The organism is Streptomyces sp. NPDC093064 (assembly GCF_044754605.1).
GTDB lineage: Bacteria > Actinomycetota > Actinomycetes > Streptomycetales > Streptomycetaceae > Streptomyces.
This window is the reverse complement of the sequence record NZ_JBIVPK010000021.1, coordinates 62,999-87,745: the sequence shown is the minus strand read 5'-3', so window position 1 is coordinate 87,745 and position 24,747 is coordinate 62,999. Positions and strand designations below refer to the sequence as shown.

General features: G+C 69.1%; 15 protein-coding genes and 1 pseudogene. 3 read left to right on the top strand and 13 right to left on the bottom strand.

Annotated elements, in window-relative coordinates:
- Nucleotides 1–100 precede the first annotated feature (100 nt).
- Nucleotides 101–1,216, bottom strand: a complete 1,116-nt coding sequence (locus ACIQFZ_RS24325; protein ID WP_365422940.1) for a hypothetical protein — start codon at nucleotides 1,214–1,216, stop codon at nucleotides 101–103.
- A 265-nt stretch (nucleotides 1,217–1,481) separates the two neighbouring features.
- Between ACIQFZ_RS24325 and ACIQFZ_RS24320 the strand changes: the two genes are divergently transcribed.
- Both ACIQFZ_RS24320 and ACIQFZ_RS24315 read left to right on the top strand, forming a co-directional pair.
- Nucleotides 1,482–2,561: an LCP family protein gene (locus ACIQFZ_RS24320; protein WP_365422928.1), complete on the top strand. Its 1,080-nt coding sequence runs from the start codon at nucleotides 1,482–1,484 to the stop codon at nucleotides 2,559–2,561.
- Between the two features lie 198 nt (nucleotides 2,562–2,759).
- Entirely contained in the window at nucleotides 2,760–3,203 is a 444-nt protein-coding gene (locus ACIQFZ_RS24315; RefSeq protein ID WP_383057724.1) for an NTP pyrophosphohydrolase, read from the top strand.
- Between the two features lie 494 nt (nucleotides 3,204–3,697).
- Here ACIQFZ_RS24315 and ACIQFZ_RS24310 read toward each other — a convergent pair whose 3' ends face one another.
- The 10 genes from ACIQFZ_RS24310 to ngcE form a co-directional block, all read right to left on the bottom strand.
- Entirely contained in the window at nucleotides 3,698–4,426 is a 729-nt protein-coding gene (locus tag ACIQFZ_RS24310; protein WP_402692115.1) for a sulfite exporter TauE/SafE family protein, read from the bottom strand.
- 187 nt (nucleotides 4,427–4,613) lie between these two features.
- Entirely contained in the window at nucleotides 4,614–6,128 is a 1,515-nt protein-coding gene (locus ACIQFZ_RS24305; protein WP_365422234.1) for an amino acid permease, read from the bottom strand.
- Nucleotides 6,129–6,312: 184 nt separating this feature from the next.
- Entirely contained in the window at nucleotides 6,313–8,268 is a 1,956-nt protein-coding gene (gene dxs, locus ACIQFZ_RS24300) for a 1-deoxy-D-xylulose-5-phosphate synthase (RefSeq protein WP_365422231.1), read from the bottom strand.
- Nucleotides 8,269–8,459: 191 nt separating this feature from the next.
- Nucleotides 8,460–9,749, bottom strand: coding sequence for an ABC transporter permease subunit (locus tag ACIQFZ_RS24295; RefSeq protein ID WP_365422228.1), 1,290 nt, complete (start codon nucleotides 9,747–9,749; stop codon nucleotides 8,460–8,462).
- A complete protein-coding gene (locus ACIQFZ_RS24290) occupies nucleotides 9,746–10,537 on the bottom strand; it encodes an ATP-binding cassette domain-containing protein (RefSeq protein ID WP_141357328.1) in 792 nt (263 codons plus the stop codon). The genes ACIQFZ_RS24295 and ACIQFZ_RS24290 overlap by 4 nt, the downstream gene beginning before the upstream one ends.
- 208 nt (nucleotides 10,538–10,745) lie before the next feature.
- Nucleotides 10,746–11,846, bottom strand: a complete 1,101-nt coding sequence (locus ACIQFZ_RS24285) for a substrate-binding domain-containing protein (RefSeq protein WP_365422225.1) — start codon at nucleotides 11,844–11,846, stop codon at nucleotides 10,746–10,748.
- Between the two features lie 134 nt (nucleotides 11,847–11,980).
- Entirely contained in the window at nucleotides 11,981–13,180 is a 1,200-nt protein-coding gene (locus ACIQFZ_RS24280; protein ID WP_361420855.1) for an ROK family transcriptional regulator, read from the bottom strand.
- Nucleotides 13,181–13,422: 242 nt separating this feature from the next.
- On the bottom strand, nucleotides 13,423–14,346 hold the full coding sequence (locus tag ACIQFZ_RS24275; protein WP_365422222.1) for a carbohydrate ABC transporter permease: 924 nt from the start codon (nucleotides 14,344–14,346) through the stop codon (nucleotides 13,423–13,425).
- Nucleotides 14,347–14,348: 2 nt separating this feature from the next.
- On the bottom strand, nucleotides 14,349–15,275 hold the full coding sequence (locus ACIQFZ_RS24270) for a sugar ABC transporter permease (RefSeq protein ID WP_365422219.1): 927 nt from the start codon (nucleotides 15,273–15,275) through the stop codon (nucleotides 14,349–14,351).
- Nucleotides 15,276–15,330: 55 nt separating this feature from the next.
- Nucleotides 15,331–16,779: an N-acetylglucosamine/diacetylchitobiose ABC transporter substrate-binding protein gene (gene ngcE, locus ACIQFZ_RS24265; protein WP_365422216.1), complete on the bottom strand. Its 1,449-nt coding sequence runs from the start codon at nucleotides 16,777–16,779 to the stop codon at nucleotides 15,331–15,333.
- A 462-nt stretch (nucleotides 16,780–17,241) separates the two neighbouring features.
- On the opposite strand from ngcE, the gene ACIQFZ_RS24260 reads away from it, so the two are divergent.
- Nucleotides 17,242–21,045, top strand: coding sequence for a GH92 family glycosyl hydrolase (locus ACIQFZ_RS24260; protein WP_402692114.1), 3,804 nt, complete (start codon nucleotides 17,242–17,244; stop codon nucleotides 21,043–21,045).
- A gap of 114 nt (nucleotides 21,046–21,159) precedes the next feature.
- Here the strand turns inward: ACIQFZ_RS24260 and ACIQFZ_RS24255 are convergent.
- Together ACIQFZ_RS24255 and acnA are read right to left on the bottom strand one after the other, a co-directional pair.
- Nucleotides 21,160–21,417 (bottom strand): annotated as a pseudogene (locus ACIQFZ_RS24255) (hypothetical protein); the annotation flags it as partial.
- Nucleotides 21,418–21,653: 236 nt separating this feature from the next.
- Nucleotides 21,654–24,371, bottom strand: coding sequence for an aconitate hydratase AcnA (gene acnA, locus ACIQFZ_RS24250; protein ID WP_383057715.1), 2,718 nt, complete (start codon nucleotides 24,369–24,371; stop codon nucleotides 21,654–21,656).
- Nucleotides 24,372–24,747: the final 376 nt, after the last annotated feature.

Genomic DNA, 24,747 nt, shown 5'->3' with positions numbered 1-24,747 from the left:
TGTCCAGAAGTAATCGGTTTCCGCGAACCATCTGTCATAAAGCACACACCAGTACAACCTTTTGGTGGAACCTCTGCTCCGCGGCTGCGGGGACGGTACGTCAGACGCGCGCCCAGTCCAGGAGCACCAGGCCCGGCTCGGGAGCCTGCCGGGCGAGGCGGAGCGCGCCGTCCGCGCCGAAGGCCGCGACCACCACCCGGCCGTATCCGTCGTGCACCAGGGCCGGCGCACTCGCGGAGTTCCCTCCGGCGTCCGTCCACCACACGCCCGACGACTCGGCCTCCGTGCCGCACACGCCGACCAGGACTCCGCCGGCCGCGCCACGGTGAGCGATCACCGTGCAGTCGTATCCGTCGAGAGTGGTGCGCAGCACCGCGTTGGCACCGTCTCCGGGAGTGCCGCCCAGCGTGACGAGCCAGGAGCCGCGACGGTGGCAGAGCAGGCCGGATCCGGACACATCGGTCCAGAAGCAGGTGAGCCGTCCGGGAGCAGTCTCCACCGCGGCGACCGAGCCGGGCAGTGGGCCCGGCCGTATGTCGTGCGAACGCTGCGGCACGGCGCCGAGTTCCGGCTGGAACCAGTGCAGGACCGCGTCGGCGGTGGGAGCGAACACCTCGACATGGCCGGTGGACGTGACCGCCGCCGTCAGTCCGTCCCGCAGGTCCGCGCCTCGCAGATCGACCCAGGGCTCCCACCCGCCGCCCTTGCCCTCCCTACGCATCATCAGCCCGCCGCCCGAGTTGCGCACGAAGACATGCACGGTGCCCTTGGCGTCCACGGCGCCCGCCGGCACCCCGAACCCGGCCGCCTTGTCCGGCTGCTTGTGCGGGTTGCCCAGGGAGCGCCATTCGGTGACGGGACGCCCGCTCTGGTACTGGATCGCGTGCACCACGTCGACGCGCACCACGCCGTCGGCGCCCCGCCGTTCCCGGCGGCCGAGGAAGTGGACGTAGGTGTCGGCTCCCTGCGCGACGGTGAGGTGCGTGAGGCCGGCGACCGGGAAGAGATCCGGTCCCGACCAGTCCGGGCCGCCCGACCGGATCTCGGTCCAGCGCAGCAGTCCCTCCTGGCAGCGGGCGTAGGCGGTGAGCCGTCCGTCCTTGCCCCGCACGAGCCAACTTCCCGTGACGAAACCGGTCACGACGGGAGATGACGCGGCCGCGGCGGGCAGAGAGGAACGACGCCGCTGCGCCACCCGCACCGACCGACCCCGCATCGCCATGACGGACTCCCTGGTAGAACCCGCCCGAACTCGACGCGGGGACATGAAATTCTCACATCATACGAACAATACATATGCACTTCCGACTTGAATCGATCCCGGAACGCGGCGCCGCAGTCGCAGCCGGCAGCCACTCCAACTCCGGTCGGCACGGCGTGTGATGTATGCCACTGCCGTACAACGCCCCGCGTGGGTTGCGGGTCTGTCCCGTAGCCCGAGTGCTCCCTGCCCGGGCATGAGGAGACGAGGACAGTGCGCCATGACAACCCCAGCCGTTGAGAGCCCCCGAAGCCCGCACCAGTCCACCCAGGGTGAGGCTCCCCGCCGCCGGCGCCGCACCGGCCGGTGGATCCTGCTCTCACTGGCCGTACTGGTCGCGGCCGGGGCGGGGACCGTGTACTGGCTGTACAGCGGCCTGAACGGCAACATCCAGGGCGTCGACATCGACAAGGCCATCGGCGACGACCGGCCCGAGAAGCTGCCCACCTCCGGGCAGAACATCCTGATCCTCGGCTCCGACTCCCGCGCCGGCGACAACGCCGCGCTCAACACCGGCAAGGTCGCCGGCGCCCGCTCCGACACCGCGCTGGTGATGCACATACCCGAGGGCCGCACCGAGGCCGTCGCCATCAGCATTCCGCGCGACACCCTGGTGACCCGGCCCGAGTGCGCGAAGTCCGACGGCACCACGGCGGCGTCGGCGAAGCGCGTGATGTTCAACTCCATCTACGGACAGGTCGGCCCGGCCTGTGTGGTGAAGACCGTGGAGCAGATGTCCGGCATCCGCATGGACCACTACATGGAGATCGACTTCGCGGGCTTCAAGGGGCTGGTGGACGCGATCGGCGGGGTCACCGTCACCGTGGACAAGGACATCCACGACAAGTCCAGCGGCCTGGACCTGACCGCCGGCACCCACCGACTGGACGGCACCCAGTCCCTGCAGTTCGTCCGCACCCGGCACGGCATCGGCGACGGCAGCGACCTCGGACGCATCAGTCTCCAGCAGCAGTTCATGCTGGACCTGCTGAGCGAGATCAAGCAGCAGGACCTCCTGGGCAGCCCCACCAAGACCTACAAGATCGCCGACAAGCTCACCGCGGCCCTCACCACCGATGCCGAGCTCGCCTCTCTCACCAAGCTGGCGGAGTTGGGGCGCAGCCTGAACGGCGTCAACCCCTCCAGCATGGAGACGATCATGCTGCCGGTGCGCTACGACAAGATCGACCCCAACCGCGTCGTGGCCGCGGAGCCCCAGGCGACCGAGCTGTGGAAGGCGCTCCGCGACGACTCCGCCATCCCCGAGTCTGCCAAGAAGTCCCCCGCGACGGGGGGTTGACCCGCACAGCGGGACAGCCCGCGTCCGCGGATCGGAACGCGGCGCCACGGGGGCCGGCGTCCGGGCCGCTCGCCAGCGCGGCGACCGGCCCGGGGTCGGCTCGGGGCCGGCTTGGGGCCGGCTTGGGCGAGAAGCCCCGCGGGCCCACGAAGTCACAGAGACTGGGCCTGTGTCTGATTCCGACCGGAAGGACCCCGGATGCCGACCCCGCCGCCCGACCCGGGCCGTACCCCCGCCCTGCTGATCGTCGACGGGGCCAACGTCGTCGGCTCCGTCCCGGACGGGTGGTGGCGCGACCGGCGGGGCGCCGCCGAGCGCCTGCGCGACCGGCTCGCCGGGTACGTCGCGGGAGGCGTACCCGGCGTACCGGGTCCGCTGGAGATCGTGCTGGTCCTGGAGGGCGCCGCGCGGGGCGTGCCGTCCGTGCCCGGCGTACGGGTCGAGGAGGCGCCCGGCAGCGGCGACGACCACATCGTCCGGCTGGCCGCCGCCGCGGCGGACCGCGCCCGGGTGGTCGTCACCGCCGACCGCGAATTGCGCCGCAGGGTAACCGCAACGGGCGCCACCACGGTGGGACCGCGCACGGTCTACGGTCCCGACACGGGACCCGATTCCGACCCCGGCACCGGCGCCGGTTCCTAGCCCGACTCCTGCACCGACCCGGGCTCCGGCTCCTAGCCCGACTCCGGCTCCGGCTCCGGCTCCAGCCCCGGGATGCTCCCGGCCAGGGGCCCGGTTCCGAGCCGTGCCCCGGCCAGGGACCAGTTTCGAGTCCGGTTTCGGTGACCACGATGCCTCCAGCCAGGGGCCGGTTCCGAGTCCCGCTCTGGCTACGGCTCCGAGTCCGCTCCGGCCCGGGGCACGGGGCCCGGGGCCCAGCCCCCGGTTCCTGCTCCAGTCCCCGGTTCCTGCTCCAGCCCTCTGCTCCAGCTCCAGCTCCAGCTCCAGCTCCAGCGACCAGGATGCCTCCAGCCAAGGGCCCAGTTCCGAGCCCGAGTCCGCCTCCGGCTCCGAGCCCTGCCCCGGCCCGGGACCCAGTCCCGAGTCCGGCCCCAGCCCCCGGCTCCGGCTCCCCCTTCGGCAATCCAGACGCCTCGGCCGCCCGAACAGAGCTGAACAACCAGGACCGATCCAGGTCAGTTCAGTGTGGCCTGGTACAGGGCCACACAGGCGCTGGCTACCAGGACGCCCAGGACGATTCGTTTGAAGCGGGTGGGATTCGTGCGGGTGAAGAGGCGGTCTCCCAGCCACCAGCCCACCAGCAGGCCGGGGAGACCCGCGCCGGTCAGCAGGAGGCTGTCCGTGGTCAGCCGGCCGACGGCGAGGAATCCGGCGCGGGCCAGGGCGTCCTGGACGCAGAACGTGGCCTGGAGGGTCGCCCGGAACTCGCGGGGCGCCAGGCCCATGGCCTGGAAGGTGGCGACCAGCGGCGGCCCGTTCATACCGGTCGCGGTCAGCAGCGCCCCGCTGGCGAAACCCGAGGCGATCGTGGGGCCCGTACCGCGCCGGAAGGTCAGGCCGCGGCCGATCAGGACGGCGAACACCAGCACCACACAGGCGATGAGGATCGACAGCGAACGGGCGCCGAGCACCGTCACCGCGAGCAGCCCGAGCGGCATGCCCACCAGTCCCGCCGCGCTCACCAGGCCCGCCGTGCGCACACTGACGTGCTCCCTCTGATGGACGCAGACCGCCAGCGAGAGCACCCCGCCCAGCGCGGTGACCACGACGATGGCGTTCTGAGGGCTGGTCAGCAGGGTCAGCAGCGGCACCGCCACCAGCGCGAACCCGAAGCCGCTCAACGCCTGCGCGAACGACGCCAGCGCGGTGACCAGCGCCACCTCGGCGATCAGGGTCGTCGTCACCTACGCCCCCTCCGGCCGCTGCCGCCGGGGTGGCCCGCCCGTCCCCGTACCTGCCCGAACCCTACCGAGCAGGAGGGCACCGACCGCCCGGGGGTGCTCGCCGAACGGCCCGGCGCCGTCCTCATCTCCCCGATGACGACGCCAACCCGGGCCCGTCGGCCACCGCCGCGAGCGGTCCTGCCAACCGCTAGGAGGCACCTCCGCCGCCCGCCGCCCGGCGCTCCTGCGCCTGGCGCTCGGCGAGCCTGCTGTGGGTGCGGCCGTAGAGGAAGTACACGACGAAGCCGATGACCATCCAGATGGCGAAGCGGAGCCAGGTCTCGGCGGGGAGGTTGAGCATCAGCCAGAGGGAGGCGCAGACGGAGAGGATCGGGACCACGGGGACCCAGGGGGTGCGGAAGGCGCGGGGCAGGTCGGGGCGGGTGTTACGCAGGATGACCACGCTGATCGCGACCACGACGAACGCGAACAGCGTGCCGATGTTCACGAGTTCGGCCAGTTCGCTCAGGCTGGTGAAGCCGGCGACGATCGCGATGATCACGCCGAGCAGGATGGTCGGCCGGTACGGGGTGCGGAACCGCGGGTGGGTGTGCGAGAAGAACCGGGGCAGCAGCCCGTCCCGGCTCATCGCGAAGAAGACCCGGGCCTGCCCCAAAAGCAGGATCATGCACACCGTGGTCAGGCCGATGGCCGCGCCGAAGCTGATGAGGCCCGCGTACCAGGGATGCCCGGTGGACTTGAACGCGTCGGCGAGCGGCGCGTCCACGGACAGCGCGCTGTACTTCTGCATACCGGTGACGACGATCGACACGGCGACGTACAGCACCGTGCAGATGATCAGCGAGCCGAGGATGCCGCGCGGCACGTCGCGCTGCGGGTTGCGGGTCTCCTCGGCCGCGGTGGCCACGACGTCGAAGCCGATGAAGGCGAAGAAGACGACGGACGCGGCGGTGAAGATGCCCATCACGCCGAAGTTCGAGGGCGCCCAGCCGAACATCAGCTGGATGAGCGGTGCCTTGAGGGTGCCGCCCGCGGGCACCGGCTGCGCCTTCGGGATGAACGGGTCGTAGTTGCCGCCCTTGATGAAGAAGGCGCCCGCGATGATCACGACGAGCACCACGGCCACCTTGACGGCGACGACGATCGAGGTGACCCGCGCGGAGAGCTTCATGCCGAGCACGAGGATGACGGTGAGGACCAGGACCAGGAGGGCGGCGAGGATGTCGAAGCCGAAGCCGGTCGCGGCGTCACGGCCGCTGAGATATTCGGGCAGGTGCCAGCCGGCATTGTCGAGCAGCGAGTGGATGTAGCCGGACCATCCGACGGCGACCACCGCGGTGCCGAGCGCGAGTTCCAGCACCAGGTCCCAGCCGATGATCCAGGCGGGGAACTCGCCGAGCGAGGCGTAGGAGAAGGTGTAGGCGGAGCCGGCCACCGGGACCGTGGAGGCGAACTCCGCGTAGCAGAGCGCGGCGAGCGCGCAGACCACCCCGGCCACGACGAAGGACAGGGAGACCGCGGGGCCGGCGGTGTTCCTGGCCGCCGTGCCGGTGAGGACGAAGATGCCGGTACCGATGATGACGCCGACGCCGAACACGGTCAGATCGAGGGCGGACAGGGACTTTCTGAGCGCGTGCTCGGGTTCCTCGGTGTCCCGGATCGACTGCTCGACGTTCTTCGTCCTGAAGAGCGTGCTGCTCACGGCGTGACCTCCCCTGCTTGTCGTCCTCGACCTAGCTCGAACCGGCTCGAACCGGCTCGACATGATCGAGAGAGCTGGGGATGCGTATGCCCCGGCATTCGCAGGTTCACGCAGACGGGCCGGTTGCGCCACCCGTAAGAGGGGGCACGACCGGCCCGTGCCGTCGTCCGCGCGGTCCGGCGGCTCAGTCGCGCGCGGGCTGCACCGCCGCGTCGACCTCCGCCTCGAGCTCGGCGTCGACCTCCGCCTCCGGCCGCTCGAACCGGCCGTCCAGCTTGGAGACCAGACCCGTGACCTGACGGGCGATGTCCGGCGCGGTCAGCCCGATCTCCGCCAGCACCTCGGCGCGGGAGGCGTGGTCGAGGAAGCGCGGCGGGATGCCGAAGTCGCGCAGCGGCACGTCCACGCCCGCGTCCCGCAGGGCCTGCGAGACCGCCGAGCCGACACCGCCGACACGGGAGTTGTCCTCGACGGTGACGACCACGCGGTGCCGTGCGGCGAGCGGCGCCATGGCCTCGTCGACGGGCTTGACCCAGCGCGGGTCGACGACGGTGGTGGTGATGCCCTGCTTGTCGAGGAGCGTGGCCACCTCCAGGCACATCGGGGCGAGGGCGCCGACGGAGACGAGGAGGACGTCCGGGGTGTCGGTGCCGGGCTCGCGCAGTACGTCCATGCCGCCGACGCGGCCCACCGCGGGTACGGCGGGACCGACGGCGCCCTTGGAGAAGCGGACCACGGTCGGGGCGTCGTCGACCTCGACCGCCTCGCGCAGCTGGGCGCGGACCTGGTCGGCGTCGCGCGGGGCGGCCAGCCGCAGACCCGGGACGACCTGGAGGATCGACATGTCCCACATGCCGTTGTGGGAGGCGCCGTCGGTGCCGGTGACACCGGCCCGGTCCAGGACGAAGGTGACCCCGCACTTGTGCAGGGCCACGTCCATCAGGACCTGGTCGAAGGCGCGGTTGAGGAAGGTGGCGTAGACGGCGAAGACCGGGTGCACGCCGGCGTGGGCGAGACCGGCCGCGGAGACGGCGCCGTGCTGCTCGGCGATGCCGACGTCGTAGACCCGGTCGGGGAAGGCCTTCGCGAACTTGTCCAGACCGACCGGCTGGAGCATGGCCGCGGTGATGGCGACGATGTCCCGCCGCTCCTTGCCGAGCCTGACCATCTCGTCGCCGAACACGGAGGTCCAGTCGGCGCCGGAGGACGAGATCGGCAGTCCGGTGTCGGGGTGGATCTTGCCGACGGCGTGGAAGCGGTCGGCCTCGTCCTGGAGGGCGGGCTGGTAGCCGCGGCCCTTCTCGGTGAGGCAGTGCACGATGACGGGACCGCCGAACCGCTTGGCGCGGGCCAGCGCCGACTCCAGGGCCTCGATGTCGTGGCCGTCGATGGGGCCGACGTACTTCAGGCCCAGGTCCTCGAACATGCCCTGCGGGGCGATGAAGTCCTTCAGGCCCTTCTTGGCGCCGTGCAGGGTCTCGTACAGCGGCCGGCCGACGACCGGGGTGCGCTCCAGCACCTCCCGGGTGCGGGCCAGGAAGCGTTCGTAGCCGTCGGTGGTGCGCAGGGTCGCCAGGTGGTTGGCGAGGCCGCCGATGGTGGGCGCGTAGGAGCGCTCGTTGTCGTTGACGACGATGACGAGCGGGCGGTCCTTGGCGTCGGCGATGTTGTTCAGCGCCTCCCAGGCCATGCCGCCGGTCAGCGCGCCGTCGCCGATGACCGCGGCGACGTGGCTGTCCCGCTCGAGCAGCTGGTTGGCCTTGGCGATGCCGTCGGCCCAGCCCAGCACGGTGGAGGCGTGGCTGTTCTCGATGACGTCGTGCTCGGACTCGGCCTGCGAGGGGTAGCCCGACAGGCCGCCCTTCATCTTCAGCTTGGAGAAGTCCTGGCGGCCGGTGAGCAGCTTGTGCACGTAGGACTGGTGGCCGGTGTCCCACAGCACCTTGTCCTTCGGCGAGTGGAACACCCGGTGCAGGGCGATGGTCAGCTCCACCACACCCAGGTTGGGGCCGAGGTGGCCGCCGGTCTTGGAGACCTCGGTGACGAGGAAGGTCCGGATCTCCTGCGCCAGCTGGTCCAGCTCCTCCAGGCTGAGCCGGTCCAGATCGCGCGGTCCCCTGATGCGGGTCAGCAGCGGCACCCGTGCCTCCTTGCGTAGAGCTGATCGAGCTGTTGCCGGGCTCGTCGAGTCTAATGTTCCGCCCGGGCGCCCGGTGTCCGGGCCGGGGGTCGTACGTCACGCGAACGGCGGTACCGGTGTCGCGCCCGCCACGACACGACTGTGCCCAGCACCGCCATGGGTGCCGGGCACAGTCCTGGATCGGACGAGGCTTACGCGCGCCCCGCCGACTTCTGCGTCTTGCGGGTCACGGCGTCGATGACGACCGTCGCCAGCAGCACGCCACCGGTGATCATGTACTGGACCGGGGACGCGATGCCCTCCAGGGCGAGGCCGTACTGGATCGAGACGATGACCAGCACACCGAGGAGCGCGTTCCAGGTGCGGCCGCGGCCGCCGAAGAGGGACGTGCCGCCGATCACGGCCGCGGCGATGACGTTCATCAGGAACTCGCCGGTGCCCGCGCCCTGGTTGGCGGAGGCGATCTTCGAGGCGACGAAGAGACCGCCGATCGCGGCGAAGGTGCCGGCGATCGCGAAGACCGAGATCCGGACCAGTTCCACGTTGATGCCGGCCCGGCGGGAGGCCTCGACGCTGCCGCCGAGCGCGAAGACCTTGCGGCCGTAGGCGGTGCGGCGGAGCACGAAGTCGGTGATCACCAGCACGGCGAGGAAGATCACCACGGCGAGGGGCAGGCCCTTGTACTGGTTGTACATGACCGCCACGGCGAAGGAGACGACGGCCAGCAGCACGGTGCGCACCACGATGTCGCTGAGCGGCCGGGACGGGATCCCGGCGGCCTCGCGGCGGCGGTTGCCCAGGTACGCGGTCAGGAAGTACCCGCCGACGGCCACGACGGCGAGCCCGTAGGCGGCGGCGACGTCGGTGAAGTAGTAGCTGGTGAGCTTGGTGACGATGCCGTCGTCGAGGTTGATGGTGCCGTTGCTGCCGAGGATCTGGAGCATGAAGCCCTGCCAGAACAGCAGACCGGCCAGCGTCACGGCGAAGGCGGGGACGCCGATGCGCGCGAAGAAGAAGCCGTGCAGGGCGCCGGCCACGGTACCGGTGAGGATGGCCAGCACCAGGGCCAGCAGCTCGTTCATCCCGTGGGTGATGTTCAGCACCGCGAAGGTGGCGCCCGCGACACCGGAGACCGAGCCGACCGACAGGTCGATCTCGCCCAGCAGCAGGACGAACACGATGCCGACGGCGATCATGCCCGTACCGACCATGGCGACGGAGATGTCGGAGAGGTTGCCCGCGGTCAGGAAGTTGGAGTTCAGGCTCTGGAAGATGATCCAGATGACCAACAGACCGATGACGACCGGGACGGAGCCCAGGTCACCGGCCTTCATCTTGCGCTTGAACTCGGTGACATAGCCCGCGAAACCCTGTTCGCGCACCAGTAGCCGGGGGTCCACGACGGTCGCCGCGCCGGCCGCCGCCTCGGTGTTCTCCAGCGCGCTGCTCTCGGGGGGCGTGGAGGTCTTGTCGATGCTCACTTCTTGATCTCCCCATTGGTGCGCGCCGCACGGCGGGTGACGGCGTTGTCCGTGGCGCCGGTGATGGCGGAGATGATCTCTTCCTGGGAGGTCGACTTGACCTCGAAGACACCGTTGTTGCGGCCCAGGCGCAGCACGGCCACCTTGTCCGCGACCGCTTTGACGTCGGCCATGTTGTGGCTGATGAGGATCACCGCGTGACCGCGCTCACGCAGCCGCTCGACCAGGTCGAGGACCTGTGCGGTCTGCTCCACGCCGAGGGCGGCGGTGGGCTCGTCGAGGATGACCAGCTTGGGCTCGCCGAGCATGGAACGGGCGATGGCCACGACCTGGCGCTGGCCACCGGAGAGCGAGGCGATCGGGATGCGGACGCTGGGGATGCGGATCGACAGCGTGTCCAGCAGTTCGCGGGAGCGGCGCTCCATCTCGACCTCGTCCAGGACGCCGCGGCGGCGGATCTCCCGGCCCAGGTAGAGGTTGCCGACCACGTCGATGTTGTCGCACAGCGCGAGGTCCTGATAGACCGTCGCGATGCCGAGGTTCTGGGCGTCGTGCGGCTTGTTGATCTGGACCGCGCGGCCGTCCCACTCGATGCGGCCCTCATCGATGGGGTGCACGCCGGCGATCGTCTTGACCAGCGTGGACTTTCCGGCGCCGTTGTCGCCCACCAGGGCGACCACCTCACCGGCGTGGACCTCAAGCTCTACGTCGGTGAGCGCCTGGACGGCACCGAACCGCTTGGAGACCCCGCGCAACGCCAGCACGGGCGTAGCGGACAAGTGAACCATCTCCTTCGCCGCCTGACCCGGCGGGAGGTTGTACAGAAGTTTGGGGGGTTGTTCCGTCCGGCGCCCCGCACGAGCTTGCGGGGCTTTGGATACGCGGGGCGCCGGACGGAGCCTTGGGGCGCGTCCCGTCAGGGGGATCCGGGGGTGAACTCCCCGGACTCCCCTGACGCTGGAGGCGCGTGCGTCGCTCTGCGGCGGACCGGTCCGGTTACTTCAGACCGATCTTGTCGCAGGCCGCCTTGTACTGGGCGGTGCAGATCTCGGGGATGGTGTAGACGCCGTCCTTGACGACGGTGTCCTGGATGTTGTCCTTGGTCAGCGAGGTGACCGCGACCAGGACCGAGGGGACGGCCTGGGTGGTGGGGCTGTCGACCTTGTCCTTGGCGATCGAGTCCAGCGACTTGCCCTGAGCCAGGGCGACAGCCATCTCGGCGGCGGCGTCGGCCTCGGGGGCGTACGGCTTGTAGACGCTCATGTACTGCTCACCGGAGACGATGCGCTGCACACCCGCGAGTTCGGCGTCCTGGCCGGTGACCGGGACGGAGATGCCGGCGGCCTTCAGGGCGGTGATGATGCCGCCGGCCATGCCGTCGTTGGCGGAGTAGACGCCGACGATGTTCTTCTTGCCGATGGAGGAAATGGCGCCCTCCATGTTGGAGTTGGCGTTCTCCGGCTTCCACTCCTTGGTGTCGTACTCCTTGCCGATGTTCACCTTGCCGTCGAGGACCGAGTGGGCGCCGTCCTTGAACTGCTTGGCGTTCGGGTCGGTGGAGGAACCGTTCATCATGACGATCTTGCCGGACTTGGCCTTGGCGCCCAGCGCCTTGAGCAGCGCCTCGCCCTGGGTCTTGCCGACGGTCACGTTGTCGAACGAGGTGTAGGCGTCGATCGGGCCCTGGGCCAGGCGGTCGTAGGCGACGACCGGGATGCCGGCGTCCTTGGCCTTCTGCACCGAGTTCTTGATGGCGGCGGCGTCGACGGCGTCGACGATCAGCACGTCCACCTTGTTGGTGATCATCGTCTCGACCTGCTGGCTCTGCAGGGTGGCGTCCTGCTTGGCGTTGGCGTAGACGACCTTGCCCTTGTTGCCGGTCAGCTCCGCGACCTTCTTCTCGATCAGCGGGCGGTCGAACTTCTCGTAACGAGCGGTCTGGTTCTCCGGCAGCAGCAGGCCGACCTTGATGGCGTCGCCCTTCTTCTCGCTGCCGGCCGACTTGGAGGAGTCGCCGCCGGACTCCTTGGCGCTGCCACAGGCGGCGAGCGAGACGGCCATGGCACCAGCAGCAACGGCGAAAGCCGCACGACGCATACGCGTGTTCACTTCTTCAAACCTCCCTGACGAGGCCGCGTCGTTGCGGCCGAGGTGGCTGGAAGTCAACTCGGCCGCGCGTGCGACGTCAAGAAGTAAATCCTTAACGAGATGGCAACGGTGCCATCCGTTCTCTAAGTGAAGGCAGGTGTGGCCGCGTGCAGCGTGCCGTCCAAAAGGGTCGAATCGCCCATCTCGCTCAACGCCAGGGCGAGCGCCCCGAGGACTTCGGCGCGGCCCCCGAGTGCCCCGGGAAGCACGGTGAGTTGGCGCGCCGCACTGGGGATGGCGTACCGTCCCACCGACTCCCGGATCGGGCCCAGCACCAGCTCACCGGCCTCGGCGAGGTCCCCGCCGAGCACCACCCGGCTGGGGTTGAGCAGGTTGCAGAGATTGGCGACCCCGCTGCCGATGTGGCGGCCGACGTCGGCGATCACCCGGCGGCAGCCCGGGTCGCCGTCCCGTGCCAGCCGTACGACGCCCTCCATGGTCAGGTCGGTGCCGTGACTGGGCCGGAGCAGCGGGAGCACGTACCCGGCGGCGGTGAAGGTCTCCAGGCAGCCGCGGTTCCCGCAGCGGCAGACCGGGCCGGACTCGTCGAGCGTGATGTGCCCGATCTCACCCGCCGTGCCGCCGGGGCCGCGGTAGATCCTGCCGCTGATCACCAGGCCGGCGCCGACCCCGCTGGCGATCTTGATGTAGGCCAGGTCGCGCACGCCCCGGCCGCTGCCCCAGACCAGCTCGCCCAGAGCGCCCAGGTTGGCGTCGTTGTCCACGTGCACCGGCACGCCGAGGCGCCCCCGCAGCTCCTCGGCGGGCTTGACGCCCGTCCAGCCCGGCAGGATGGCCGTGGAGCCCAGCGTGCCGGACTCGACGTCGATCGGGCCGGGTACGCCGACACCCACGCCGGCGATCTTGGAACGGTCGACGCCCGTGGCCGCGATCAGGCGGTTGACCAGCTCTTCCGCCCGGTCGAAGCCCTGCGCCGAGGAGGCGTCCACGTCCAGCGGCTCGGACTCCTCGGCCAGCACCTGGTGGGCGAGGTTCCCTATGGCGACCCGCAGGTGCGTGTGCCCGAAGTCGACGCCGATCACGATGCCGGCGTCCCCGCTCAGGGACACGCTGCGGGCCCGGCGCCCGCCCGCGGAAGTAGGCGTGACCTGGACCGTTCCACCGTCCTTGAGTTCGCGCACGATGTTGGAGACCGTCGCCGCGGACAGGCCCGTGGTCCGCGCGATCTCCGCCTGCGTGAGTGATCCGGCAAGACGCACGGCACGTACGACCCGCTCCAGGTTGGCTCGGTGCAGCGACGACTGCGACCCTGGAGTCTCCACGACGACCTCCTGCGCGCGGGGCCGCTTCGGCGAGGCCCCGTCCAATGTCCAACTAGTGAACTCTAAGCTGAGCTGTTCGGGTCCCCTCCCGTCAAGAGGTTGAACGGTATCCGGGTCCGTGGACACGCTGATGGAGCCGTGTCCCGCACACGTGTGCGGACATGCGTGCGCCGCCCCCGCACGCCCCGGAGGGGGCGGCGAGAGCGGCGTACAGGGGCGGCGGGGCGGCGGGGCGCCGAGAGCTATTTCAGGGCGCCCGCCGTGAGCCCCTGCACCACTTGGCGCTGGAAGATGATGTACGCGGCGAGCACCGGCAGCATCGCCATCACCAGTCCGGCGAAGAGACCGGACCAGTCGCCCTTGTAGCCCTGGCTCACGGCCAGCTGCACCAGGCCCTGGGTGAGCACGTGCTTGTCCGGGTCGGTGTTGAGCACCGTCGGCAGCATGTACTGGTTCCACTGCCCCAGGAAGTTGAAGATTCCCACGCTGATCAGGCCGGGCTTGGCCATCGGCAGCATGATCTGGAAGAACGTCCGGGTGTGCGAGGCCCCGTCCACGAACGCCGCCTCCGCCACCGAACTCGGCAGGGTCCGGAAGAAGGCGGTCAGGAAGAACACCGTGAACGGCAGTGAATAGGCGATGTAGACCAGGATCAGGCCGTGAATGGTGTTCAGCAGTCCCATGTTGTTCACGACGTAGAACAGCGGGACCAGGGCCAGCATGATCGGAAAACTCATGCCGCCGATGAAGAGGTAGTAGATGAAGCGGTTGCCCGGAAAGTCGAAACGGGCCAGCACATACGCCGCCATCGAACCGAGCACCAGGGTGCCGACGAGCGAACCGCCCACCACCAGAACGGTGTTGAGGAAGTATTCGCTCATATTGGCGTCGGTCCAGGCCCGCGCCCAGTTGTCGAAGTGGAGTTTGTCGGGCAGCGCCCAGGGCGAGCTGAAGATGGAGTTGTCGTCCTTGAAGGACGTCATCACCGCCCAGACCAGCGGCATGACCACCATGATCGCCCAGATGATCAGAACGCCGTGCGAGAAGACGTTGAGGACGGAGCCGTCCTTCTTCCGTCCGCCCGGCTTTTCGGCCGGTACGCCGGCCGTGGCGAGACCGACACCGGACTCGGCCGGAACGGGGGCGGGGGACTCGGTCGTTTTCATCGTCAGAACTCCAGCCGCTCGCGCCGGCCCAGCCGCATCACGACGGCCGCGAAGGCCAGCGTGACGATGAGCAGGGCGACGCCGATCGTGGTGGCGTAGGCGGCCTGACCGTCACGGAACGCCTTCTGGTACACGTACAGGACCATGACGGTGGTCGAGTAGTCGGGGCCGCCCGGCCCGGTCGTCATGATCTGTACGACCGCGAACGACTCCGCCCCGAGGGCGAGGATGCCCATGTACACCCAGCCGGACTGCACGGTGTCCCACAGCAGCGGCAGGGTGATCCGGAAGAAGGTGGTGAACCGGCTGGCGCCGTCCAGCAGCGCGGCCTCGTACAGGTCCGCCGGGATGGAGGCCATACCGGCGGAGAACAGGACCACGAAGAAGCCGACCGTGGACCAGACCAGCACCCCCATCACGCACCACAGCGCGAGGCCCGGGTCGCCCAGCCACAGCGGCTGGACGCTGCCGAGCCCGATCCCGCGCAGCACGGAGTTGATCGCGCCGCTGTCCGGGTTGTACGCGAACGCGAACAGCAGGGCCACGATGGCGATCGACAGTACCTGCGGGAAGAAGTAGACGATCTTGTAGAACGAGGAGCCGCGGACACCGGAGATCGCTGGTCCGCCCCGGCGGCGCCGCCCACCCACATTGATCATGAAGGAGAAGAACAGCGCCAGACCGATCGTCACCAGCGGTAGCACCAGGGCGAACAGCAGGCTGTGCTGCAACGACTTCCAGAAGATGTCGTCGTGGAGCATCCTCTGGTAGTTGTCGAAGCCGACCATCTGGAAATCGGGGCTCAGACCGGTCCAGTCCGTGAACGAGTAGTAGATGGACTGGATGAACGGCCAGACGACGAAAAGCGCGTACAGCCCCAGGGGAACCGCGAGGAACCCCACGATGAACCGGTACTTGCCGTGCTGCATTGCTGCCGACCCCGATCTCTGGGCGGGTGGTACCGCTGGTGACGGATCCTCAGGACTACTGGTGCTTGTAGTGCTTGATCGACTGGTCCTTGGCGGCCTCGTCGGCGAAGCCCTGGATCTTCTTGATGGCCTCGGCCGGGGTGAGGCGGCCGGCCATCATCTCGCCGATGCCCGACACACCGATCTTCTCCTTCTGGAGCTGCACGTACCAGTCCTGGAGCCGCGGGTTCACCACGTTGGAGCCCGCCTTGTCCAGCGCCGCGACTCCGGACTTCAGTCCGGGGGTGAGGTCGATGCCGTCCGTACCGCCGTTGTACGCGGTGAGCGACTTCACCTTGGCGGTGAAGTTCTTCGAGGAGGCCTCGCTGAGCATGATGCGCAGCTGCTCCATGCCGCCCTCGGGGTTCTTGGCCTTGGCCGGGACGATGAACGGCTCGCCGCCGGAGGCCCAGATGGTGCCGAACGGCATCTTGTCGGAGCTGTCGATGCCAGTGGGCGCGGAGACCGCAAGGTTGAAGTCGGCCGGGATGACGTTCGCGGACTCGTTCTCCACCCAGGAGCCGTTCGGGATGAACAGCGCCTTGCCCTTGGCCCAGGCGGTCTGCGACTGGATGTGGTCCAGACCCGGGGTGCCCTTGAGGACGTAGCCCTTCTGGTAGAGCTCGTAGTAGGCCTCGAAGCAGGCCTTGACCGCCGGATGCTTCCAGGCGTTGGGCTCGAGGTTGTCGATGGCGTCCAGGGCCTCGCGGCCGCCGACCTTGCCGATCATCGGGTAGAGCGAGAAGGGCAGGTAGTAGGGGTACTTGCCGGCGTAGGTCCAGCCGGCCATGCCCTTCTTCTTGGCCTTCTCGCAGACCTTGAGCATCTCGTCCCAGGTCTCCGGGTACTTCTCGTCCAGCGAGTCCAGGGCCTTCTGCGAGTACCACACGCCGTAGACCGTGTAGGCGTAGTACATGATCCAGACCGGCTGGCCGTCGAACTGGCCCATCTCCACGATGCCCGGGCGCAGGGTGTCGCGGACCTTCTTGCTCGGGTCGTCGTAGGACGCGGCGTCCAGCAGCGGGGTGAGGTCCGCGAGCTGGCTCTTGCCCACGAGGACGCCCATGTCCATCTGCTCCGCACCGGAGTTGTCGATGAGGTCCGGCGGGTTGCCCTGGTTGAAGCGCGGCTGGAGCGTCGACTGGATCTTCTGCGTGGCGGCGAACTTGGTCTTCGCCTTGGGGAAGTCCTTCTGGTAGACCTTCACGGCGTCCTCGGCGTACTCCTTGCCGAAGCCGCCGTCGAACAGGACGAATTCCATCTGCGCGGTGTCATTGACACCGAGCGGGTTCTTCTCGGTCTTCTTGCCCGTCTTGGCCTTCTCCTGGCCGCCACCGCCACCACCACTGGCGCAGGCGGACAGGAAGCCCATCGCGGGAACGCTGATGAGACCGAGTGCGGCGGACCGCTTGATCAGAGCCCGGCGGCCGACGCCTCCGTGGTTCTCGGCGGAAGTGGATCCCATGCTCAAGTCCTCGCCTTCTCCAGGACTCAGGCGGTGAACCGGATCCTCCCCGGCACCGCGGTCGGGTCAAGCTGGGTGGTGCAGGAAGTGCTTCGTGCGTCATCTACCGGGATCGGACGGAAGACAAGGAGGCGAACGCGTTTCACACGTCGAACCACCCTTTCCGACTGACTCCCCCGGGTCCGCTTCCGGCCGTTCTCGCGGTCGCACGGACGCCGACAGGTATAGTCCACTTCCCGTCAACGGAGCAAGATCGAGAGCAAGGTTCACCGCGGGTCTTTTCCGAGTTGAGACCTCACGCAAAACATGAGCCGTCCACGGGCTTCCGTTGACGGAGATATCCGTGCCTTTGCGCCCGAATGCCACACCCAACACCCTTGACATCACTGGCCACTTGGCTCCCTACTGGTCCTTGCGTAAAGAGCTGACAACGTTGTCCGAACCCAGGGAGGGACGCCGCGCATGCAGCGCAGAGTACGGCACAGATGGGGTCCGGCGGTCGTCATCACGGCCGCCTTCGTCACGGCAGCCGGCTCGCAGGGGGCCGCGGTCGCCCTGCCCGGCAAGCCCCCGGCCGCCGACCGGGAGTTCAGCTCCTCGTTCGAGGCCGGCGATCCGGCACCGGACTGGCTGAACACGGTCGACACCGCTCCCGGCGGCGGCAAGCGCGCCTCGGGCGTGGACGGCGGCTACAGCACCGGCATACCGGGCAATGTGGACGACCACATCACCGAGGTCCGGGCCAGCGGGGAGAACACGGGCGGCGGGGAGGTGAAGGAGAACCTCGTCGACGGCGAGTCCGGTACCAAGTGGCTGACGTTCGAGCCCACCGGCTGGGTCGAGTTCGACTTCGACAAGCCGGTGGAGATCACCCGCTACGCCCTCACGTCCGCCAACGACTTCGACGGGCGCGACCCCAAGGACTGGACCCTGAAGGGCTCCACCGACGGCAAGGACTGGAAGGCCCTCGACACCCGCACCGGGGAGAGCTTCTCCGAGCGGTTCCAGACCAGGACCTTCGACCTGGCCGAACCGGCCGAGTACCAGCACTTCCGGCTCGACGTCACCAGGAACAACGGCGCCTCGGGCATACTCCAGCTCGCCGATGTGCTGTTCTCCACCGGCGGCGACGACGCGCCGGTCCCGCAGGACATGCTCTCGCTGGTCGACCGCGGCCCGAGCGGCTCCCCGACCGCGAAGTCGGGCGCCGGCTACACGGGCAAGCGGGCCCTGCGGTACGCGGGCCGGCACACCGCGAAGGGCCGGGCGTACTCGTACAACAAGGTCTTCGACGTCAACGTCAAGGTGCTCCCCGACACGCAGCTGTCGTACCGCCTCTACCCGTCGATGGCCGACGGCGACCGCGACTACGACGCCACCAACGTCGCCGTCGACCTCGCCTTCACCGACGGCACCTACCTGAGCCGGCTGGGCGCGACCGACCAGCACGGCTTCACCCTGAGCCCGCAGGGCCAGGGCGCGGCCAAGACGCTGTACGTCAACCAGTGGAACAACGTGGCCTCCCGGATCGGTTCGGTCGCCGCGGGCAAGACCATCGACCGGGTCCTCCTCGCCTACGACTCCCCCACCGGCCCCGCGAAGTTCCGCGGCTGGCTGGACGACGTGGTGATCAAGCAGACGCCGCAGGAGAAGCCGAAGGCGCATCTGTCGGACTACGCGCTGACCACCCGCGGCACCAACTCCAGCGGCAGCTTCTCGCGCGGCAACAACTTCCCCGCGACCGCCCTGCCGCACGGCTTCAACTTCTGGACGCCGGTGACCAACGCGTCCTCGCTGAGCTGGCTGTACGAGTACGCGCGCGCGAACAACGACGACAACCTGCCGACGGTCCAGGCGTTCAGCGCGAGCCATGAGCCGAGCCCCTGGATGGGCGACCGGCAGACCTTCCAGGTGATGCCGTCCGCCGCCGCGGGCACCCCGGACACCGGCCGCGGCGCCCGCGCGCTCGCCTTCCGGCACGAGAACGAGACCGCGCGACCGTACTACTACGGGGTGCGCTTCGAGAACGGCCTCAAGGCGGAGATGACGCCGACCGACCACGCGGCCGTCCTGCGCTTCACCTACCCGGGCGACGACGCGAGCGTGCTGTTCGACAACGTCACCGAGCAGGCGGGCCTCAGCCTGGACAAGGAGCACGGTGTCATCACCGGCTACTCGGACGTCAAGTCCGGGCTGTCCACCGGCGCCACCCGGCTGTTCGTCTACGGCGTGTTCGACAAGCCCGTGAAGGAAGGCTCGTCGAGCGGCGTCAAGGGCTACCTGCGCTTCGACGCGGGCAAGGACCGCACGGTCACCCTGCGCCTCGCCACCTCCCTCATCAGCGTCGACCAGGCGAAGGACAACCTGCGCCAGGAGGTCCCGGACGGCGCCTCCTTCGACACCGTCAAGGCGTCCGCCCAGCGGACCTGGGACAAGCTGCTCGGCAAGGTCGAGGTCCAGGGCGCCACGCCCGACCAGTTGACCACGCTCTACTCCAGCATGTACCGGCTGTACCTGTACCCGAACTCCGGCTTCGAGAAGGTCGGCGGGAAGGACCAGTACGCCTCCCCGTTCTCGCCGATGCCCAGCCAGGACACACCGACCCACACCGGCGCGAAGATCGTCGACGGCAAGGTGTACGTCAACAACGGCTTCTGGGACACCTACCGGACCACCTGGCCGGCGTACTCGCTGCTGACACCCGGTCAGGCCGGTGAGATGGTCGACGGCTTCTTGCAGCAGTACAGGGACGGCGGCTGGACCTCCCGCTGGTCCTCCCCCGGCTACGCCGACCTGATGACCGGTACCTCCTCGGACGTGGCCTTCGCGGACGCGTACCTCAAGGGCGTGCCGATGGACGCGAAGGCGGCCTACGACGCGGCCCTGAAGAACGCCACCGTGGTGCCGTCGTCCTCGGGCGTGGGCCGCAAGGGCATGGCCACCTCCCCCTTCCTCGGCTACACCAGCACGGCCACCGGCGAGGGCCTGTCCTGGGCGATGGAGGGCTACGTCAACGACTACGGCATCGCGAAGATGGGCGAGGCCCTCTACAAGAAGACGGGCGAGAAGCACTACAAGGAGGAGGCGGAGTACTTCCTCAACCGGGCCCAGGACTACGTAAAGCTCTTCGACTCCCGGATCGGCTTCTTCCAGGGCCGCAACGCCCGGGGCGACTGGCGCCTCGACCCGTCGAAGTACGACCCGCGTGTGTGGGGTTACGACTACACGGAGACCAACGGCTGGGGCTACGCCTTCACCGCCCCGCAGGACAGCCGGGGCCTGGCGAACCTGTACGGCGGCCAGAAGGGCCTGGCGAACAAGCTCGACACCTACTTCGCCACTCCCGAGACGGCCTCCCCGGAGTTCGTCGGGTCCTACGGCGGTGTCATCCACGAGATGACCGAAGCGCGGGACGTGCGGATGGGCCAGTACGGCCACTCCAACCAGCCCGCCCACCACGTGATCTACATGTACGACGCGGCGGGGCAGCCGTGGAAGGCGCAGGAGAAGGTCCGTGAGACGCTCTCCCGGCTGTACGTCGGCAGCGATATCGGCCAGGGCTACCTCGGCGACGAGGACAACGGCGAGCAGTCGGCCTGGTACCTGTTCTCCGCGCTCGGCTTCTACCCGCTGGTCATGGGCGGCGGCGAGTACGCCATCGGCTCCCCACTGTTCACCAAGGCGACGGTGCATCTGGACGGGGGCCGCGATCTGGTGATCCAGGCCCCGAAGAACAGCGCGAAGAACGTGTACGTGCAGGGCGTACGGTTCAACGACAAGGCGTGGAACTCGACGAGCCTGCCCCACTCCCTGCTGTCGAAGGGCGGTGTCCTCCAGTTCGACATGGGTCCGCGGCCCTCGTCGTGGGGCACGGGCACGGACGCGGCGCCGGCGTCCATCACGACCGGCGACAAGGCACCGAGCCCGCGGGCGGACGTGCTGAAGGGCGACGGGCCGCTGTTCGACGACACCTCGTCGACGGAGGCCGCGGTGACGGCGGTGGACCTGCCGGTGGCCGGCCCCGTCAAGGCCGTCCAGTACACCCTGACCTCGTCCGCCGACCGCACCAAGGCCCCGACCGGCTGGACCCTCCAGGCATCCGCGGACGGCACGACCTGGAAGACGGTGGACCAGCGCTCGGGCGAGTCCTTCGCCTGGGGCAAGCAGACCCGCCCCTTCACGATCGCCGCACCGGGCACCTACCAGAAGTACCGCCTGGTCCTGGACGACGCCTCGACGCTGGCGGAGGTGGAACTGCTGGCCTGACGCACCACGGCATCCAGCATGAGGAAGGGGCGGGCCCGCCGGGCCCGCCCCTTCGTGCCGTCCCGGGGAACGGGGGTCCGGTCAGCCCGTGGCGACGGTGAAGACGTGCAGGTCGCCTCCTCCGACGGTCCAGTCGGTGGAGGAGAGGTCGACGGTGCCCGTGGTGCCGTATGTGTAGGTAACGGTGGCCCTGGTCTGCTGGTTGCCGCTGACCGCGCAGCCGACGAAGGACAACCGGGCGGCGGGCGTGGCCAGTTCGATGCTCTGGCCGGGCGCCGAGGCGTTGTCCGGGCGCCCGCTGGGCGAGTTGGGCGAGGTGAAGGACAGGCCGTTCACCGTGCCCTGCCCGCCCGGGGGGAGGCCGGCGGCCGCGTGACCGACCATTGGTGTCGCCACAAGCCGGCTCCACCTGTGCGCGGCGTCGCCCAACGGGAGGGCGAGGTGGGAGCACCCCGGACGGCAGGTTCCGGTCCGCCGTTATGGGAGCGCTCCCACCTCACTGCAAGTGAAGCTAGCGCGGACGGCGGCGGCTGTAAACGTCTGGTGCGAAAGAGCGAGGGCCGCACCCCCGTTACCGGGGATGCGGCCCAACTGCCCTACCGGATCCGTTACTTGCCGATCAGGTTGCGCAGGACGTACTGCATGATGCCGCCGTTGCGGTAGTAGTCCGCCTCACCGGGGGTGTCGATGCGGACGACCGCGTCGAACTCGACACCGCTGTCGGTGGTGACCTTCATCGTGCTCGGCGTGCGGCCGTCGTTGAGCTCGGTGACACCGGTGATGGAGAAGGTCTCCTCGCCGGTCAGGCCGAGGGACTCGGCCGTCTGACCCTCCGGGAACTGGAGCGGCAGGACGCCCATGCCGATGAGGTTCGAGCGGTGGATGCGCTCGTAGGACTCGGCGATGACGGCCTTGACGCCGAGCAGCGCGGTGCCCTTCGCGGCCCAGTCGCGGGACGAGCCGGAGCCGTACTCCTTGCCGGCCAGGACGACCAGCGGGATGCCCTGCTCGATGTAGTTGCGCGAGGCGTCGTAGATGAAGGAGACCGGCGCGCCGTCCTCGGTGAAGTCGCGGGTGTAGCCGCCTTCCGTGCCCGGCGCGATCTGGTTGCGCAGGCGGATGTTGGCGAACGTGCCGCGGATCATGACCTCGTGGTTGCCGCGGCGGGAGCCGTAGCTGTTGAAGTCGCGGCGCTCGACGCCGTGCTCGGTGAGGTACTGGCCCGCCGGGGTGTCGGCCTTGATGGCACCGGCCGGGGAGATGTGGTCGGTGGTGACCGAGTCGCCCAGCTTGGCGAGCACCCGGGCGCCGGCGATGTCCGCGACCGGGGCCGGGTCCATCGTCATGCCCTCGAAGTACGGGGGCTTGCGGACGTAGGTGGACTCGGTGTCCCACTCGAAGGTGTTGCCGGTCGGGATCGGCAGCGACTGCCACTGGGCGTCGCCGGCGAACACGTCGGAGTAGGACTTGGAGAACATGTCCTCGCCGATGGCGTTGGCCACGACGTCGTTGACCTCGGTCTCGCTCGGCCAGATGTCCTTCAGGTGGACCGGGTTGCCGTCCTGGTCGACACCGAGGGCGTCCCGGGTGATGTCCACCTTCATGGAGCCGGCGATGGCGTAGGCGACGACCAGCGGCGGGGACGCCAGGTAGTTCATCTTGACGTCGGGGTTGATCCGGCCCTCGAAGTTGCGGTTGCCGGAGAGGACCGAGGTGACCGCGAGGTCGTGCTCGTTGACGGCCTTGGAGACCTCCTCCGGCAGCGGGCCGGAGTTGCCGATGCAGGTGGTGCAGCCGTAGCCGACGAGGTTGAAGCCCAGCTTGTCCAGGTACGGGGTCAGGCCGGCCTTGTCGTAGTAGTCCATGACGACCTTGGAGCCCGGCGCCAGCGTGGTCTTGACCCACGGCTTGCGGGTCAGGCCCTTCTCCACCGCCTTCTTGGCCACCAGCGCGGCGGCGACCATGACGTACGGGTTGGAGGTGTTGGTGCAGGAGGTGATGGCCGCGACGGTGACCGCGCCGTGGTCCAGCTCGTAGGTGGTGCCGTCGGGGGCGGTGACCTGGACCAGGTTGGTCGGGGCGCCGTTGGGGTGGACGGCCGGGGCGTCGGAGGCCGGGAAGGACTCCACGCCCGCCTCGTCGACGCTGTCGACGTAGTTGCGGACGTCCTGCTTGAACTGCTCGGCGGCGTTGGCCAGGACGATGCGGTCCTGCGGACGCTTGGGGCCGGCGATGGAGGGCACGACGGTGGACAGGTCCAGCTCGAGCTTCTCGGAGTAGTCCGGCTCGGCGTTCGGGTCCAGCCAGAGGCCCTGCTCCTTGGCGTACGCCTCGACGAGCGCGAGCTGCTGCTCGGGGCGGCCGGTCAGGCGCATGTAGTTGATGGTCTCGTCGTCGATCGGGAAGATCGCGGCGGTGGAGCCGAACTCCGGCGACATGTTGCCGATGGTGGCGCGGTTGGCCAGGCTCGTCGCGGCCACGCCCTCGCCGTAGAACTCGACGAACTTGCCGACCACGCCGTGCTTGCGCAGCATCTCGGTGATGGTCAGCACCAGGTCGGTGGCGGTGGTGCCGGTGGGCAGCTCGCCGGTGAGCTTGAAGCCGACGACCCGCGGGATCAGCATGGAGACCGGCTGGCCGAGCATGGCGGCCTCGGCCTCGATGCCGCCGACGCCCCAGCCGAGGACGCCGAGGCCGTTGACCATGGTGGTGTGCGAGTCGGTGCCGACGAGGGTGTCCGGGTACGCCTTGCCGTCGCGGACCATGACGACACGGGCCAGGTGCTCGATGTTGACCTGGTGGACGATGCCGGTGCCGGGCGGGACGACCTTGAACTCGTCGAAGGCGGTCTGGCCCCAGCGCAGGAACTGGTAGCGCTCCTTGTTGCGGCCGTACTCGAGCTCGACGTTCTGCTTGAAGGCGTCGTTGGTGCCGAACTTGTCGGCGATGACGGAGTGGTCGATGACCAGCTCGGCCGGGGCCAGCGGGTTGATCTTCGCCGGGTCGCCGCCGAGCTCCTTGACGGCCTCGCGCATGGTGGCGAGGTCCACGACACAGGGCACGCCGGTGAAGTCCTGCATGATCACGCGGGCCGGCGTGAACTGGATCTCCTGCGACGGCTTGGCCTGGGAGTCCCAGCCGCCGAGGGCACGGATGTGGTCGGCGGTGATGTTCGCGCCGTCCTCGGTGCGGAGCAGGTTCTCCAGCAGCACCTTCAGGCTGTAAGGCAGTCGGGCCGAGCCCTCGACCTTGTCAAGCCGGAAGATCTCGTACGACTCGTCGCCCACGTGCAGCGTGCTGCGGGCGTCGAAGCTGTTCGCCGACACGACAGTCTCCTTCATTCATGTGCGCCTACCACCACGATCCTGCCGCCACGGCACCTCGACCAATCCAGTAAGGTAAGGCTAAGTTAGGTATGCCTTACCGAGTGGCGACTGTGGTGCACCCCGGCAGATATCTCGATGTCGAGATAACTCTAGTACATGGGGGCCGAATGGTCATGCGCGGACCGGGGCCGGACTGGCCGACGGGCGCCCGACCCCCCAGAGTGAGTACGCCACCCGGCCGCAGGAATCGGCACCTGAACACATAAAGGGGGCGGCGCGCCCTCCGTGGCCGAGGCGGCGGTACGACGCGAGGCGCCTACCCCGCACGCTGCGCGCCACGCACCGCACCGCGCGCCGCACGCCACGCACCACACCG